The following is a 16,728-nucleotide window of genomic DNA, read 5'->3' on the forward strand; positions in this document are numbered from 1 at the left end:
ATTGCCAACTGAGATAGTCGGCTTGTCTAATGTAGATTAGATAAGGGGTAGCTTGTGCTTTTTCAAGGGAGCGGCGGTGAATAATAACAAGTAAGAGATGAATAAACGTGGGGATAGCTGTCAGTTTTTAGCTGTCAGCTATCAGTTTTACTATCATTTTTGCTATAGGTTTTGATGTTAGGTTTATTAATCCCAGCCCCATATTTTACAGCCGTGTACTGAGTTATTTTTTAATTTGTGTTTGTCTTTTTCTGCTTCACGCTTTTTCACGTATGGGCCTAAGTACACTTTATACCAGACTGATGATGTACCCGTGGCTTTACTGACTTGTGCCTCTAAACCGGTGAAAGCTATTTTTGCTTTTAATGACTCGGCTTGTTTACGGGTTCTAAACGAACCACATTGCATTTTATAAGGGCCTTTTTGGGTGACCTCATACTCGCCAACTTCAACTTCTTTGCTTTTTAGGTCGTCAACATATGTCCACTTTTCTTCGGGAAGTTCCGGTAGCTCTGTTGTTTTCTGCTTAGCCTTGATTATTTTAGGCGCAACAACGGTGTCAGGCTTTACATCTTTAATACTCCACAACATATAGCCAAAACTGGGTATAGCGACAATAAGAAAAGCGGCAATTAATTTCACTTTTAATGAGGTGCCTTCGGCCGGCTGCTCATTTTTTTTATAGGGACTTTGCTTTTTATTTTTTGCTCGAGAGCGGGAAACGTAATCTTGATGTGCCATGGAAAAATTTATACCTGAAGACTTTCGCCAATTCTAACCAACTGGTAAGGAAAGATCACCCATTGAGTGCATTAATTGTATAAAACACATTCTACGCTATCTCCTTTTTCTCTGCTAAATAGATTTTTATTTTTACAGGGAGGAAACAATGAAAAAAGAATGAGTAGGAATAAGGGGGGGTGAAGATAAGTTTTTAGCTGTCAGCTGTCAGCTGTCAGTAAGTTAAAATAAGTTTTAATATCGGTTTTGCGGTGCTTTTCCTTCTTTAGTTTCCTGCTTTTCTCCCTGTTAAATATTTTTTTTGTACAAGGAGGAAACAATGAGAAAAGAATGAGTAGGAATAAGGGGGGTTAAAGATAAGTTTTTAGCTGTCAGCTGTCAGCTGTCAGTAAGTTAAAATAAGTTTTAATATCGGTTTTTCGGTGCTTTTCCTTCTTTAGTTCTCCTGCTTTTCTCCCTGTTAAATATTTTTTTGTACAAGGAGAAAACAATGAGAGAAGAATGAGTAGGAATAAGGAGGGGTGAAGATAAGTTTTTAGCTGTCAGCTGTCAGCTGTCAGTAAGTTAAAATAAGTTTTAATATCGGTTTTGCGTTGCTTTTCCTTCTTTAGTCCTCCTGCTTTTCTCCCTGTTAAATATTTTTTTGTACAAGGAGGAAACAATGAGAAAAGAATGAGTAGGAATAAGGAGGGTTGAAGATAAGTTTTTAGCTGTCAGCTGTCAGCTGTCAGTAAGTTAAAATAAGTTTTAATATCGGTTTTGCGGTGCTTTTCCTCCTTTAGTCCTCCTGCTTTTCTCCCTTATTTACCAGCTTAAGTCTACTGGGTCGATATCAATTGACCATCTCACTTTTGATTGCCATTCATTATTGGCACTTTGATGAATAAGTCTAAATACGGCTTGGTGTAGTTGTTTTCGCGACTTGGCTTGCAAAATTAAGTGGAAGCGAAACTTACCGGCCTTTTTCTCCATCGCTGCAGGCACAGGGCCAGCAAACTGACAACCTTCAAAAGGGACTTCTGTCATTGCACGCAAAAACTTTTCTGGATAAGAAGGGTAATTTGCTTCGGCTCTAAACAAGGCCTGAAAACTAAACGGTGGCAATAAAGCTTGTTGGCGCTCTATCAGCGCTTGTTTTGCAAAATGTTGATAACCATTATGAACCAAGTCTTGTAATAACGGGTGATCAGGGAAGTTACTTTGTACCATCACTTTACCGGGTTTACTTGCTCGACCGGCTCTGCCTGATACTTGTACTAAAAGTTGCGCCATATGTTCAGCCGCGCGAAAGTCATAGCTAAAAAGTGCGCCGTCAACATCAAGCACTGCTACTAAGGTAACATCAGGAAAATGATGGCCTTTCGCGAGCATTTGCGTGCCAATCAATAGTTGATGCTCTTTATTGCCCACTTCTGTTAATAACTTCGCTAACGCGCCTTTTTTACGTGTGCTGTCTCGGTCGATTCGTACGGTAGAGTAATCAGGAAATAGCGCACTGATTTTTTCTTCTAATTGTTCGGTACCTTGTCCTATGGGTTTAATGCGTACGCTACCACAACTAGGGCACTGTGGAGGTATACGCTTTTGACTGCCGCAATGATGGCAAATCAGCAGCCCTTGGCCTTGATGTAAAGTGTAAGGTTTATTGCAACGTTGGCAGTCGGCTACCCAATGGCATTCTTGGCAGTTAATAGCTGGCGCATAACCACGGCGATTGAGAAAAATTAAGGCTTGCTCACCACGGGCAAGGGTATTTTTAATCGCTTGTTTTAAGGTGCCGGAAAGACCATGTTCCATTTGCTGTTGTGCAACATCAATTAAGGTGATCTTTGCAGTTGAGGCATTACCAGCACGTTTACGTAATCGGTGATAATGGTACTTTCCCGATAAGGCATTTTGCAGCGATTCAAAGCTCGGTGTTGCACTGCCCAGGATAATAGGGATATTAAGTTGTCTGGCTCTTAAAATGGCAATGTCGCGCGCATGATAGCGAAAACTATCTTGCTGCTTAAATGAGGCATCGTGCTCTTCATCAACAATGATCAGGCCTAAATCATGTAGCGGTGTAAAGATAGCTGAGCGGGTACCAATAACAATGGCGGCAGTACCACGTTGGGCTTCTAACCAGGATTGCAGGCGTTCTTTGTCATTCAAGCCTGAGTGATGCAAGCTAATTGGCACATTAAAGCGTTGCTCGAAACGACTTAAAGTTTGTGGTGTTAGGCCAATTTCAGGTACCAATACTAAAACCTGCTGACTTTTTGCCAATATTTGTTCTATAGCTTGTAAATAAACCTCGGTTTTACCACTGCCGGTTATCCCGTCGACTAAGTGACAAGAAAACTGCGATTGCATTTCTTTTACCGTGGCAACAATAATCGCTTGTTCAGCTGATAATGCCAGCCTATTGTCTTGCTGCAATGCTTGCTCTTGCCACTTAAATTCAGCGACTTCACGGGGCTTACTATAAATAAATTGTTTTTTCTCTAGCGCATTAAGTTGCGCTTTATTAAAACCAAGCGTTAATAACTCTGACCATGTCATGCCTTGGTGTTGCTTCAGCATAGTTAATAATTCAGCTTGTTTAGGCGAGCGTTTCGCTGTGGTTGCTTGCTCTTCTTCGCTTAAATCTGTTTTTGTTAACCAAATGTGTGGCAATTCAACATCAGGCTGTTTTATTTGACGTAATAACACGGGTAAGGCTTGCTGAAATACATCGCCAATCGGGTGATGGTAATAATCGCTGCAGCGCTGAATAAAATTAAGCAGTGTTGGTGAGAAACTAAAGTTATCAGTTACTCGGCTAAGTACTGACTTTATCTTTGCTGGCGCATATTCTGTACTTTCATCTATCGACAAAACAATCGCTACCACTTGGCGAGAGCCAAAAGGCACAATCACGCGTTCACCTAACGTTATAGCTTTAGTATTTAATTCGGCAGGTACTTTGTAAGTAAACAACTGGCGCATAGGAACCGGTATTGCGACTTGCACGTATATATCTGTTGAAGTTATTGCCAAAAATACTGTCATATAGAAAACCAAATGTTGTGCACATTCTACTGCTAAATAGCACAATGCCAAGCTAGAAAATTATCCTATTTATGTTTTTATGAAATAAAGCCAAAAATGCTCAAATTTTTAGCAATTTTTATTGCTATGGGGGTGATGATCCTATAACATTCGCCTCCATTATTTTTAACTCGTATGGTGCTTGGCAGCAATAATGACTGATCAAGTGGCGATACGGCCTTAACAGAGGTTTCCCATGAAAGACGGTATTCATCCAAATTATGTAGAGTTCAAGGCAACTTGTTCTTGTGGTAACGTTATAACAACTCGTTCAACTGTAGGTAAAGACTTACATTTAGACGTATGTTCAGAATGTCACCCATTCTACACTGGTAAGCAAAAAGCTGCTGAGACTGGTGGTCGTGTTGATAAATTCAACAAGCGTTTTGGTGCTCTTAGCAAGAAGTAATTCTGCTAATATACCAGATGAAAAAGCACCTTTAGGTGCTTTTTTTTTATGTTAAGCACGAGCGTTTTGCTTCGTTCACTTGGCTTTGGAAGAGTAGCAGTGTCAAAAATCAAGCAAAATCCATATATAACAACTTCACACTAATATTTTTTACTATAATTATGTTTACTTTTCTTAAAAATTTTTCACTCATGATGTATAAGCGAGCTTTAACTTAAATACTAACGTTGGCGGTAATAAAGTTAATCACCTGTTCACTTTCTGGGGCGTTAACTTGAAGCGCTTGAATGGATAGATATTTATCTCTAAAAGGCAAAGTTCACATGATATTTATTTATGTTTACCTTCGCTCTAACCACTATTTTAAATCTCTTTCTTGGTTAATTTTAATGAAATAATTCTTTTCAATTTTCATTTTGCTTAAGGGTAATTTCTGCTACATTAGCCCTCTTTATTTTCGAATAATTTTATAACGCTATTGAGGGAAAATTTTCTTTAATTAGCAGAGATTATCGCCAAGCATTTAAGGTGTGATATGGCCGATCGCAAGCCAGCCAAGTTTAGCAGAAACAACCAATTTCCTCGAGATAAACAAATTGACGAGTTAAAGGTTCCGCCGCATTCATTAGAGGCCGAGCAATCAGTGCTGGGTGGTTTATTATTAGATAATGAAACTTGGGATCGCGTAAGTGAACGTGTTGTCGCACAAGACTTCTACAGTCGCTCTCACCGCATTACCTTTGAAACGGTTGGTCGGTTAATTGAGTTAGGTGAGCCCGTCGATTTAATTACCTTATCTGAAGCGCTGGAGAATGATCAAAAGCTTGATGATGCTGGCGGTTTTGTTTACCTCGCCGAAATGATGAAAAATACGCCCAGTGCCGCCAACATTACTGCCTATGCAGATATTGTGCGTGAGCGTGCAGTAACGCGTGAAATGATCAGCGTTGCTAATGAGATTGCTGAAGCCGGTTATGATCCTCAAGGTCGCAGTAGTGCTGACTTACTCGATTTTGCCGAAACTAAGGTTTTCGCGATTGCAGAGCAACGTGCGAATAAATCTGAAGGCCCAGAAAATATCAGCTCAGTATTAGAAAAAACAGTCGATCGAATTGAAAAGCTTTGTGCATCACCAACGAACGGTGTCACAGGGGTTTCAAGTGGCTTTACTGATCTAGATAAAATGACCGCAGGTTTCCAAAAGTCAGATTTAATTATTGTTGCTGGTCGTCCGTCTATGGGTAAAACGACTTTTGCGATGAACTTGGCCGAAAATGCCGCCATGACCGAAGACAAACCAGCGTTAATCTTCAGTTTAGAGATGCCCTCAGAACAGTTAATGATGAGAATGCTCGCCTCGCTTGGCCGAATCGATCAAACTAAAATACGTACCGGGCAATTAGAAGATGAAGATTGGGCTCGCTTATCATCAACCATGGGCTTATTAATCGAAAAAGGTAAAATGTTTATTGATGATGCCGCGGGTTTAACACCGACAGACGTGCGCTCGCGAGCTCGACGTATTGCGCGTGACCATGGCGGTATCAGTTTGATCATGATCGATTACCTACAATTGATGCGCGCACCACAATTTTCCGATAACAGAACCTTAGAAATTGCTGAAATATCAAGATCATTAAAAGCCTTGGCAAAAGAATTAGAAGTGCCGGTTGTTGCGCTATCTCAGCTTAACCGTGGTTTGGAGCAACGTGCTGATAAACGTCCAATTAACTCGGATTTACGTGAATCAGGTTCCATTGAGCAAGATGCCGATTTAATCATGTTTATTTATCGTGATGAGGTTTATCACGATGATTCTGAATACAAAGGTATGGCTGAAATTATTATTGGTAAACAACGTAACGGCCCAATAGGACGAGTACCTTTGACCTTCCAAGGACAATTTTCTCGTTTTGATAACTATGCTGGCCCGCACGTTCTAGGTGAAGATTAAGCTCTAATGGCATTACACACAGCAACAGCAGTTATTGATTTAGAAGCGTTAAGCAATAATTACCGACTTATACGCACATTATCACCAAATGCTAAAGTGTTAGCGGTGCTTAAGGCTAATGGTTATGGTCATGGGTTAGAGCTCATTGCTAAAGCACTGCCTAATGCCGATGCTTTTGGTGTCGCACGTATTGATGAAGCGCTTGCCCTTAGAGCCGCAGGCGTTGTAAAGCCTATCGTGTTGCTCGAAGGTTTTTTTGACCAAGAAGATATCGACACGTTAGCTGCAAATAACCTACAAACCATCGTGCATAATGAGCAACAGCTAGCGGCTATTGTTAATGCTAATTTAGATGCACCATTAAAAGTTTGGCTGAAAATTGATACGGGTATGCATAGACTCGGTATTAATCCTGAGCAAATAACCGACTTTTACCAAGCATTAAGCCAATCCAAAAATGTACAACAACCCATTGTGTTGATGAGTCATTTAGGTTGCGCAGATGACAAAGCTAATACAGCGACTACGCAACAAATTACCTTATTTGATGAACTCACTGCTAACTTGCCGTTAGAGAAAAGTTTAGCTAACTCTGCTGGTGTTTTGCTTTGGCCAGAAAGTCATTATCAATGGATCAGACCAGGCTTATTGCTTTATGGTGTTTCACCCCTATCAACAGATGCTGGTATTGACGGTATTTCGCCGGTGATGACCTTGCAATCAAGCTTGATAGCTGTGCGTGAAATCGCCGCAGGAGCAGCGGTAGGTTATGGCGGTAATTGGATTAGTGAAAAAAACACCAGAATAGGAGTAGTTGCTATTGGCTATGGTGACGGTTATCCCCGTCATGCTCCGAATGGCACACCTGTACTGATCAATGGTCGACGTGTGCCATTAATTGGCCGGGTATCGATGGATATGATTACGGTAGATTTAGGCGCTGAAAGTGAAGACAACGTAGGCGATATTGCTACGTTATGGGGCAAAGGTCTAGCCGTTGAAGAAGTGGCTGTATTTGCGACAACCATCCCTTACGAGCTTTTATGTAATATTACCCGCCGGGTGCATATTCAGTTAGCCAAGTAGTCATAGTTGAGTGCAGTTGAGCGCAGTTAAGCATAGTTTAGTATAGTATGAATAAATTACAGTGGTGATCCACAGCACACTGATAATGATACTTTAAAAATATTATCAGTGGCTTATGCAATAATTTATTAGCCCGCATACGGCGTTAAATTAGCTAACGCTAGTATAACGCTATGACTTTTTTATAAACTTTCCAGCTCGTCTGCTAAAACTTGTTTAAACGTTTCTATTGGCTGGGCTCCCGCAAGGGCACTTTTGCGATTAAAAACGACGGTAGGAACGGAAGATATGCCGACTTTTTGCCAATATGATTCTTGCCCAATAACGTGTTGAATAGCTTGGTTGTCATGCAACTTAGCCATTGCCTCTTTAACATTTAGTCCAACAGCTTCTACTTCTAGGGCTAATATTTCACGATTAGAAACATCTTTTTTCTCAGTAAAGAAAGCAGAGAATAATCGCATTTGTAACGCCGTTTGTTTGCCTTGAGTTTTAGCGTATTCAAGTAAAATATGAGCGTCACGAGTATTAATTATTTTCATCCCTTCAAAGTATTGGAAGTCAAAATCAACAGTTTTTCCGTGTGCTGTCATCTCAGCTCTAAATTCGGCACTACTTTCAGGGGTAGATCCATATTTTCGCGCTGAATGTGCGCCTAATTCTTCACCTTCTAATGGCATGTCTGGATTTAGCTCGAAGGGTTGCCATTCGATCTCTACTTTATCTTCCAACCCTAATTCGATAATAGCTTTATTTAAGTTACCGTAACCGATAACACACCACGGACATACGACATCAGAAATGATATCTATCTTAATTTTGTTACTCATATTATTTCTCATTAATAGCATATTAGCGACGTAAGAGTGTTTGGATAAAAGGCTGCCAAATCATTGTGAGATGATTTGGCAGCCAAACAGATTTGCTAAATTATTTTACCGCTTTTTTCCAAGGAAATTTATTGAACGGTTCGTCAACCACTGTACCCGCTATGTGGTTAGTATAATTGCTGATCACTTTTTGAGACAACCCTAAAATAATTTCTAATAGTTGTTGCTCGCCGTAACCTGCCGCGTAAAAATCGGCTAGTTCTTCAGCTGATATATGACCACGATTACGAACAAGAATTAATGTTGTATCAAGTAAAGCTTGTAGCTTTGCTGTTGGCATTGGCTGTTCATCACGTAACGCTTGAATTAAAGCAGCGTCTACTTTCATAGAGTGTGCAATTGCAGTATGAGCAGGAACACAGTAGTTACAGGCATGCTCAACATTAATACCTTGCCATACAACGGTAAGTTCTTCTGCATTGAACGACGTATTAAGGAAAAGTTCATGTAATATTTGATAAGCATCTAATACATTAGGTGCGCTAGCTAAAACACCGTGTAAGTTAGGTAACATACCGTATGCGCTAACAGATTTTTCTAAAAGTGCTTTGCTTGCTTCTGGTGCTGATTCAAGTGTGTGTGTCGTTAATGTAGTCATGGAAAAGTACCTCAATAATAATATGGTGTAACAACAAGTCGGTGTACAGGACATTGGTTGTTTATAGTTTTAAAAGATAACAACCAGCTTAAATATTTGTACCGGTCGGTAAGTAATTGGTAGATATTGTACCGATCGGTAATTTAAAGTCAACAACTAACCTGAAATAATTTATCAATTGAAAGTTTTAGTGTTTAGTCATTTAATTATTTGGAGGGTGCATTAAAAGAAATCGACGTTAAAAGTACAGCATGCGGAGTACGAATGACTTGAGTGGGCTTTTGTTTAATGTAAAGGCAGCGGGGCGAGAACGAGTGATCACTTATGGTAATTTAAACTCACTATTAAGCATAAGTGAGTATGAATTTTAAACTTTGTAAGGCTATTCTATGATTATTGTAAGGTAGTGCTTGGTTTAGCGAGGTTAATATGGCTACTAAAGACACCGGCTAAAATAGTATCAATAACAAACGCTAATTCTGTTGATGTTACTTTAGAGCGAGCCATTGCCGCAGTGCCTTTTAATGCCGTATATAAGCTCAATGCGTTACCTGCAGCATTTTTATTTAAACCGAGTGAGATTGCTTCTTTATCGCTGGTAAAGAGATCGGTAAATAAAGCTTTTGGCGCGGCCTCTATGTCGATAAGTAACTTTGCCGCTGCTTCCGGTATATCACCGCCGGCCACTTCAGATTGGCACAATACAAGGTAACAACCTTTTGGTTGCTCAGTGCTACATTGCATCCCAACAATCGACATCATATAGTTTTTTAAACGTGTTTTTAATGGCATGTCTGGCGTAAATAAAGCATCTAGGTGCACTTTCATATTATTCTCAATATAGTGCTGAGTCGCTTTAATAAACAAAGTTTCTTTATTGCCAAAGGTACTATACATGCTGGGCTTGTTGATATTCATACTTTTAGTTAAGTCGGCTAAAGAAGCACCAACAAAACCTTTCGCCCAAAATACCTCCATGGCTGCTTGCAATGCAGTTTGCTCATCAAATTTTCGTTTGCGTCCACTAACCACAACAATCACCCCTAATTAACTTCAATTCCTATATTGTACCTAATGGTATGTTTGAGTTCAATATAACAAAAAACTTTAATGTAAAACTAAATAGAAAATAGTGCTAAATATTAGTTATAACGGCTGTTATCGCTAGTTTAAGCTAGCCTGAAGACATAGTTCATTCACCGCTAAGCGTAACGACTAGTGTTCTTGGACCACCATAATCGCGGTGCTCGCCAAGATAAATACCTTGCCAAATACCTAAGTTCATTTGGCTATTTTTTAGTGGAATGCTGACACTACTTCCTAACGTACTGGCCTTAATATGCGCTGGCATATCGTCGGGGCCTTCATAGGTGTGACGATAATAAGGGGCATTTTCAGGCACAAATTGATTAAAATGACGCTCCATATCATCGCGAACGGTTGGATCTGCATTTTCATTAATCGTGAGTGATGCGGATGAGTGCTTAATGAAAAGGTGTAACAAGCCAAATTTAACGGGAGAAAACTCAGCTAACCCCCGCTCAATATCTGCTGTAATCAAATGAAACCCCCGTGAATAAGGTTTTAGTGTTAACTCTATTTGCTGCCACATAATTTATATTACTCCATTGTGTTGACTGTTTTATTCTTTCACATGACGTACATGTATGTAAGTCATTAGCGTAATGCAGGAGCAATTACCTAGACGGCTGAAAACGGCTAAGAACGACGACATGGATGTTCTTACAGGGAAGTAAGTCATTAGAGTAATGCATGGAGCAATTACCGAGATGGCTAGGAACGGCGACGTGCATGGATGCACTAATGCCGTGAAGCCATGTTCTTACATGGATGTAAGTCATTAGAGTAATGCAGGAGCAATTACCGAGATGGCTAGGAACGGCCTGAACATCGTCATTCTTTCACATCCATGTGATCATGACATTGCCGACATGGATGTTGGTACTTAGTTTTTGTCTGGAACAAAAAAACTGACCGTTCATCGACGTGCATGGATGCACTAATGCCGAGAAGCCATGGATGGCTAGGAACGGCCTGAACATAAAAAAGCCTCGTATTAAACGAGGCTGATAATTGGTTTTAAGCTGTGCTATTTATCGAAGCTAAATTCGATATATGCATTACCAAATTCTGATGTGAGCGGAATGATAACAATTGGACCATCAGCCATGTGATGAATAGAGTGATTAGGGCCCGAGACTACCATGGGCGTTGCCATATCGAATTCTATCCCTTTTTCACTCAGCATACGTTTTGCGCCACCGGTAACCATATTGGTAATTTCACCAACTAAATCAGTAATCTCATCATTGACTTCATCAGGGCCTTCACCGACCATTTTTTTCATCGTAGCGAGTGCTAACTTACTTTCAAAGGTTATAGATAAAGAGCCTTTAGTTTGCTCGCTCACCATGCCGATTAACCCTGAAACATCACCTTTAGCGATTTCATTATTTTTCAGACGAGGTTTTTCAGGGATTAGATCCATTTGCGCCATGGTGGACATAACGTTAAGCATCGAGGAAAGAAAGGGGTTAATAAACTCTGCATTCATGAATGTTATCCAAAGGCCTTTTTAATGTAGTGATTCAAATTTGCACATCGATGAACAAAATTTAAATATGACTATATTAGTTATTATTTTTTATTTCATTAATAATAACTGATCTTTTGAAAGTTAGGCTACCTTTTATCTGCTTATCACTAAAATTAACGGTATTGACTTGTTTAACGTTACGCTCGGTTAGTAGGCTATTAGTTATTTTGAGACCTATTAACGCATGATGAAACTCAGCTTCTTGATAAATAAAAATATTACCCTTACTTACCTCAAGACCTACCCAATTTAATGCGATGGTTTGATCTTGATAATGCAGTTGAAAACGCGCTTCAACATATTGGCGAATAAAATTTTCGTAATCTGGGTGAGCAACTGAGAAATGGATCTGTTTAGCGTCGGCAATTGCATTGTCAATATCATGAGCGGTTATTTGATGGATAACTTCAATCGATTGGCTTCGCTCATTAAGCGACAAATCAGTGATGCTAAAAAAGTAACGGTGGGCAACCGCATTTGCGGCTAGCCCACACAATAGCAAAACAAAAAAGCGTTTAGCTAGGTTTAACGACATTATTGCTGTTCAACCTCTTCCTTTTCTTCTTCGTTTTTATCTTCTTTTTCATTAGTGCTTTTTAATTCAACATTATAGTCGCGCATCATGTCTTCTTTCTTGCGCTTGTATAAATCAAAGCGAGATTTAATTGGACGTGCAGGCCAGTAGTTGTTGCTTACATCTACATCAGCCGTTTCCCAGTTAGGGTCAATTGCGATACCCGTTAATTCTTTTTCACGAACAAGTAATTTAGATACTACCTTGCTGTTACGACGCCAAATTTCAGCCGGTATTGTTACGCGTTCAGTGGTATTGTCAGCATAAGTTAGTTCTAAAATAATCGGCATAACTAGGCCACCTTTATTTTCAAAATCAACAATGTAGAAGTTTTTTTCGTCAACAAGTAGGTCTTTTTGCCATTGCTCTAGCTTTGCATTACTTTTGTTATATTTGTTACGTGCTGCATTGGTAGCAGTAAACTTATCATGCTCATTGTAAAAATCTAATAATTCAGGTTTATCGTCTGTTCTAACCCACTTATCTTTATTACGAACTTTACTGATGAAATCAGGTTTTTCGTTGTCTAGCGCACGTTCCCACGCTTCTTCTGTATCTGGATTTTGACTATTTGGACGATACAAATGAATATTACCTAAGGCAATATCAACATGATCTGTGGTGTAGAACCAACCACGCCAAAACCAGTCTAAGTCAACGCCTGAAGCATCTTCCATCGTACGGAAAAAATCAGCAGGGGTAGGGCGTTTAAACTTCCAACGTTGTGCGTATTCTTTGAAAGCAAAATCAAACAATTCACGGCCCATAACGGTTTCACGTAAAATGTTTAATGCCGTTGCTGGCTTGCCGTAAGCGTTGTTACCAAATTGCAAAATAGATTCTGAGTTAGTCATGATAGGGACTTGGTTGTCACTTTTCATGTAGCTGGTAATATTGGCAGCATCGCCGCGGCGAGATGGGTAGCCTTCTTCCCATGCTTGCTCAGCAACAAATTGTAGAAAAGTATTTAAACCTTCATCCATCCAGGTCCACTGACGTTCGTCAGAGTTAACAATCATTGGGAAATAGTTATGGCCCACTTCATGAATAATAACGCCAATTAGGCCGTATTTAGTTCTACGAGAATAGGTTTTTTCACCGGTTTCTTTATCTAACGTCGGGCGTGGGCCGTTGAAAGTGATCATCGGGTATTCCATGCCGCCAACAGGACCATTAACAGAGATAGAAACAGGGTATGGATAAGCAAAAGTATACTTATCATACTGTTCCATTGTATGGATTATCGACTCAGTCGAATATCTTTCCCATAACGGATTACCTTCATTCGGGTAGTAAGACATCGCCATAGTGTCAGTTTTACCGGCTTTATAACCCTGTGCATCCCAAATAAATTTACGACTTGAGGCAAAAGCAAAATCTCGTACGTTTTTAGCTTCAAATTCCCATGTTTTGGTTTTAGTGGCACGAGATTTTTCGTTTTCTAAAGCTTCATCAGGCGTAATAATTAATACTGGCTTATCAGCTTTCTTTGCTTTTGCTAAACGATCACGCTGAGTTTTTGTTAATACGTCTTTCGGATTTTGTAAAACACCAGTCGCTGCAACAACATGATCAGCTGGAACAGTAATGCTAACGTCATAATCACCAAATTCTAAGGTGAATTCACCGCTACCAATAAACTGCTTATTTTGCCAACCCATTACATCATAATAAGCCGCGGCACGAGGAAACCAGCTAGCAATTTCGTAAAGGTAATTATCGTCTTCTTTAAAGTATTCGTAACCAGAACGACCGCCTAAAACTTTTTGCTCATGTAACTGGTAATTCCAATTAATATTAAGCTCTACGCTATCACCTGATTTAAGTGCTTTTGGTAGATCGATTCGCATCATAGTGCCATTAATAACATAACTTAAAGCTTTACCATTAGAACCGGCCACCTTAGTAATGTCGTAACCACCTTGAAACTCGTCTGTTTCAATCACATTTCGCAGGCCACTGTAAGTAATTTTTTTACTTGGGGCTGTACGGGTAGTTTTCGCTCCAGCATCGTCTGCTAATTTATTTTGGTCTAATTGTAACCATAAATAACGTAAAGTATCAGGAGAATTGTTAGTGTAATCAATGGTTTCGCTACCTGACAAGGTTTGTTTCTCGTCGTCTAACGTAATATCAATTTTATAATCAACCTCTTGTTGCCAATATTGATGGCCAGGTGCGCCAGAAGCTGTACGGTATGTATTGGGTGTTGGTAAGTTTTCTTCCAACTGACGAAATTTATCATCACTTATACTATTTTTTGCTAAAGCGTTGCTACTAACAGCTACACATAAGCAAATTAAGGCAGATTTAATTGAGTGTTTCATGACTTTCCTGCTGAATTTGAATCGAATAAATTTTATTATTAACTACTCTTTATAACATTTTTTTAACTAATTGGTTAGGCTGTATAATTGGAATATGCGATAAATTGTTGAATAAACACGTTGAGTTGTTACTTGGCTATACTGACGGGCTTAATTAAGGGCTTACGAGTATTTATTTGTGACCTTACCATGAGGCGTTGCTCAAGATTGAGCTTAACGGACTTGTTTTTAATATCATCAGTTATTTGAACATTTTTTCTGTTTAAAACTTATTTAGTGAGTGTTTACCTTGCATATAAGGCAGAGTGGCAAGTTATTGAAATTATTGGGTTTGTTTTAGTTGCTTTAGTTGTTGAAGTTGTTGAAGTTGTTGGAATTGTTAAAGTTGGTGAGATTTTAATGTATTTTAGGAATTACACTTTACAATAGCAGCCTTCGGCCTCTTTAATAATGAGGTTGGCATCATAGCCTTTGATAAAATTATTTAATATGGTTTGTGCGTACCCTGAGGTTTGTGAGCAGGCTAATCCTTCACCGTAAGGGCCAAAATATACAATCTCTCCACTGTTATTTAAAATGGCGACTGACGGCGTTGCAGGCACAAGCATATGATCTTTAATGTTAATATTTTTAACGCTAAAATTATTAGCTTCAGCCATATTGTTGATGTCTTGAATATGCGCTTCGCTATATTGCTGACATTGACAATTAGGCTGATAAAAATGCAAAATTGTATTGTAGTCTGTGGGCTCAATATACTGCTTGAGTGAATTCGCAAGTTGTTGATGCCCAACATCACTTAATTTATTGTCAAAATTGAAACTAACTAATTTACTATCAATAAAATAGACAAATGCTGCAACCGTTACACTTAGCCAAATAAAAAGCACAGATAATTGAGTTGTAGTCATATGTTTACTTAAAACGGGCAATATTACTTCCCATATCAATAGCACTTTGAGAGACCTTAAGCGATTCTTGGTCTAATATTTTTATTTTATCAATATCACTTTGAACTGTGCTTTTCAGTATTTCTACGCTTCTAGCTATATCGCTAGTGGTTAATGCTTGTTGCTCAACAGCCTCTGCAACATTTATCGATACAGCACTTGCTTGCTCTACTAAATTAGACGCTTTAAATATTTTACCTTCAGCGTTATTAGCACTATCGATAACAGATTGAACTATTTTTAAGCTGCTGCCCATAGAGTCAGTGGTAGATTGTGAATAAGTTTGAAGGATACTTAAGGTAGCGCCAATTTTATCTGTGCTTTCCTTTGTTCTATTTGCGAGTGCTCGCACTTCGTCAGCAACTACAGCAAACCCTCGGCCTTGCTCGCCAGCTCTTGCTGCTTCAATTGCGGCATTTAATGCTAATAAGTTTGTTTGATCAGCAATGCTGGTAATTTCAGACAAAACATTAGAAATTGCCTCAGTTGAGTTAGCTAATTCAGTCACTTGTTCACTGGTTTTTTCCAGTGCAACCGTTAAGTTTTTATTGTGATTATTAATCTCAACAATGTCTTCATTAGTTGCTTGGGTATAATCATTAGCTTCTTGCATTTGATTACTTAATAAGTTTGTTTCTGCAGAAATTGATGTCACCGTTACTGACAATTCTTCTGCAGATGCTGCGATAGCATCAGTTTCCAGCTGCCTTTGTTGTGACGAATTATCTAAATCTACTTTCGTTTCTATAAGCTTTTGCGCGTTATTGTTAAGTTCTATTACTTGCGTTTTTACACTGCCGATAACTCGAGATAATAAGGCGAGTAAATCATTAAATGATAATAATGTAGTATCTTCTTGTGCATCTGTTTTTATATTTAAATCAATAGCGTGTGAATCTAAAGTCAGCTTTTTGGTCACCAGGGCTAATTCTTGTCCAATTCTATTTACCTTTGCCATCATGTTGGCGATATAGCCGGCAATAAGCGCTTCTGCTGAAGCATAAACGGCATGAATTACAACCGTTGAAGAGGCGAGTCTATCTTGGGTGAATACAAAAACACCGAGGTTATTGGTTTGTAGAACATAAAAAGAAACATGGTGTATTAATACAACTAAAAGTGCGGTAATAAATACTCGCCAATCTTGATAGATAATTAAAAAGGCCATCAAAATGAATACTTCAAAATGGGCTTCTATCAAGCCGTTTGTTTGATGAATATGCAATGCGGCGAATATCATCAGGGCGATTGCAGAAACATGCCGGGTAATCGCTAAATTAGGCGCTGTTTGATTAAAGAAAATGGGTACTAGTAATGCAGGCAAACCAATTATAAAGGTCGGTAAATATGAATTATAATAGAAAGACAAAAATAAACTTTCGATGAACAATGCACTAAGTAAATATATAAAGATTTTGTTTGTTTTATTCATTTTGACCCTAGAATGGAGAAAATAGGTTTATTATTAATAAACTTATGCGTTACCGTTAAGATTATCAGTATATTAGCT

14 protein-coding genes are annotated in these 16,728 nt (G+C 39.0%); 3 read left to right on the forward strand and 11 right to left on the reverse strand.

Annotated elements, in window-relative coordinates:
• Window positions 1–186 precede the first annotated feature (186 nt).
• Together A3Q33_RS10510 and priA are read right to left on the reverse strand one after the other, a co-directional pair.
• Window positions 187–741 (reverse strand): SPOR domain-containing protein, encoded by a 555-nt coding sequence (locus A3Q33_RS10510; protein WP_081179890.1) that lies wholly within the window; start codon window positions 739–741, stop codon window positions 187–189.
• An 804-nt stretch (window positions 742–1,545) separates the two neighbouring features.
• Window positions 1,546–3,774: a primosomal protein N' gene (gene priA, locus A3Q33_RS10515; protein ID WP_081179891.1), complete on the reverse strand. Its 2,229-nt coding sequence runs from the start codon at window positions 3,772–3,774 to the stop codon at window positions 1,546–1,548.
• Between the two features lie 235 nt (window positions 3,775–4,009).
• On the opposite strand from priA, the gene rpmE reads away from it, so the two are divergent.
• The 3 genes from rpmE (at window position 4,010) to alr (ending at window position 7,262) form a co-directional block, all read left to right on the forward strand.
• Entirely contained in the window at window positions 4,010–4,222 is a 213-nt protein-coding gene (rpmE, locus tag A3Q33_RS10520) for a 50S ribosomal protein L31 (RefSeq protein ID WP_077286181.1), read from the forward strand.
• A 535-nt stretch (window positions 4,223–4,757) separates the two neighbouring features.
• Complete coding sequence (gene dnaB / locus A3Q33_RS10525) at window positions 4,758–6,176, forward strand: replicative DNA helicase (RefSeq protein WP_081179892.1); 1,419 nt, start codon at window positions 4,758–4,760, stop codon at window positions 6,174–6,176.
• Between the two features lie 6 nt (window positions 6,177–6,182).
• The gene (alr, locus tag A3Q33_RS10530; protein WP_081179893.1) at window positions 6,183–7,262 is read left to right on the forward strand and encodes an alanine racemase; all 1,080 of its coding nucleotides are present in this window, start codon (window positions 6,183–6,185) and stop codon (window positions 7,260–7,262) included.
• Between the two features lie 182 nt (window positions 7,263–7,444).
• On the opposite strand, the gene A3Q33_RS10535 is transcribed toward alr, so the two are convergent.
• The 9 genes from A3Q33_RS10535 to A3Q33_RS10575 all read right to left on the reverse strand — a co-directional run bounded on the left by A3Q33_RS10535 (window position 7,445) and on the right by A3Q33_RS10575 (window position 16,650).
• A complete protein-coding gene (locus tag A3Q33_RS10535) occupies window positions 7,445–8,092 on the reverse strand; it encodes a DsbA family oxidoreductase (protein WP_081179894.1) in 648 nt (215 codons plus the stop codon).
• Window positions 8,093–8,192: 100 nt separating this feature from the next.
• Window positions 8,193–8,750, reverse strand: coding sequence for a carboxymuconolactone decarboxylase family protein (locus A3Q33_RS10540; RefSeq protein WP_081179895.1), 558 nt, complete (start codon window positions 8,748–8,750; stop codon window positions 8,193–8,195).
• Window positions 8,751–9,143: 393 nt separating this feature from the next.
• Window positions 9,144–9,782: a TetR/AcrR family transcriptional regulator gene (locus tag A3Q33_RS10545; RefSeq protein ID WP_081182512.1), complete on the reverse strand. Its 639-nt coding sequence runs from the start codon at window positions 9,780–9,782 to the stop codon at window positions 9,144–9,146.
• Window positions 9,783–9,942: 160 nt separating this feature from the next.
• Complete coding sequence (locus A3Q33_RS10550) at window positions 9,943–10,365, reverse strand: secondary thiamine-phosphate synthase enzyme YjbQ (RefSeq protein WP_502687246.1); 423 nt, start codon at window positions 10,363–10,365, stop codon at window positions 9,943–9,945.
• A 495-nt stretch (window positions 10,366–10,860) separates the two neighbouring features.
• Complete coding sequence (locus A3Q33_RS10555) at window positions 10,861–11,325, reverse strand: chemotaxis protein CheX (RefSeq protein WP_081179897.1); 465 nt, start codon at window positions 11,323–11,325, stop codon at window positions 10,861–10,863.
• A 76-nt stretch (window positions 11,326–11,401) separates the two neighbouring features.
• Window positions 11,402–11,902 carry a DUF6702 family protein gene (locus A3Q33_RS10560; protein WP_081179898.1) on the reverse strand — a complete coding sequence of 167 codons (501 nt, stop codon included), beginning with the start codon at window positions 11,900–11,902 and terminating at the stop codon, window positions 11,402–11,404.
• Window positions 11,902–14,268 carry a M1 family metallopeptidase gene (locus A3Q33_RS10565; RefSeq protein ID WP_081179899.1) on the reverse strand — a complete coding sequence of 789 codons (2,367 nt, stop codon included), beginning with the start codon at window positions 14,266–14,268 and terminating at the stop codon, window positions 11,902–11,904. Before A3Q33_RS10565 ends, A3Q33_RS10560 begins: the two co-directional genes overlap by 1 nt.
• A 413-nt stretch (window positions 14,269–14,681) precedes the next feature.
• Window positions 14,682–15,179: a DUF6436 domain-containing protein gene (locus A3Q33_RS10570; RefSeq protein WP_081179900.1), complete on the reverse strand. Its 498-nt coding sequence runs from the start codon at window positions 15,177–15,179 to the stop codon at window positions 14,682–14,684.
• Window positions 15,180–15,183: 4 nt separating this feature from the next.
• Entirely contained in the window at window positions 15,184–16,650 is a 1,467-nt protein-coding gene (locus tag A3Q33_RS10575; RefSeq protein WP_081179901.1) for a methyl-accepting chemotaxis protein, read from the reverse strand.
• Between the last annotated feature and the right edge of the window lie 78 nt (window positions 16,651–16,728).

This window comes from Colwellia sp. PAMC 21821 (assembly GCF_002077175.1).
Taxonomy (GTDB): Bacteria; Pseudomonadota; Gammaproteobacteria; order Enterobacterales; family Alteromonadaceae; genus Cognaticolwellia.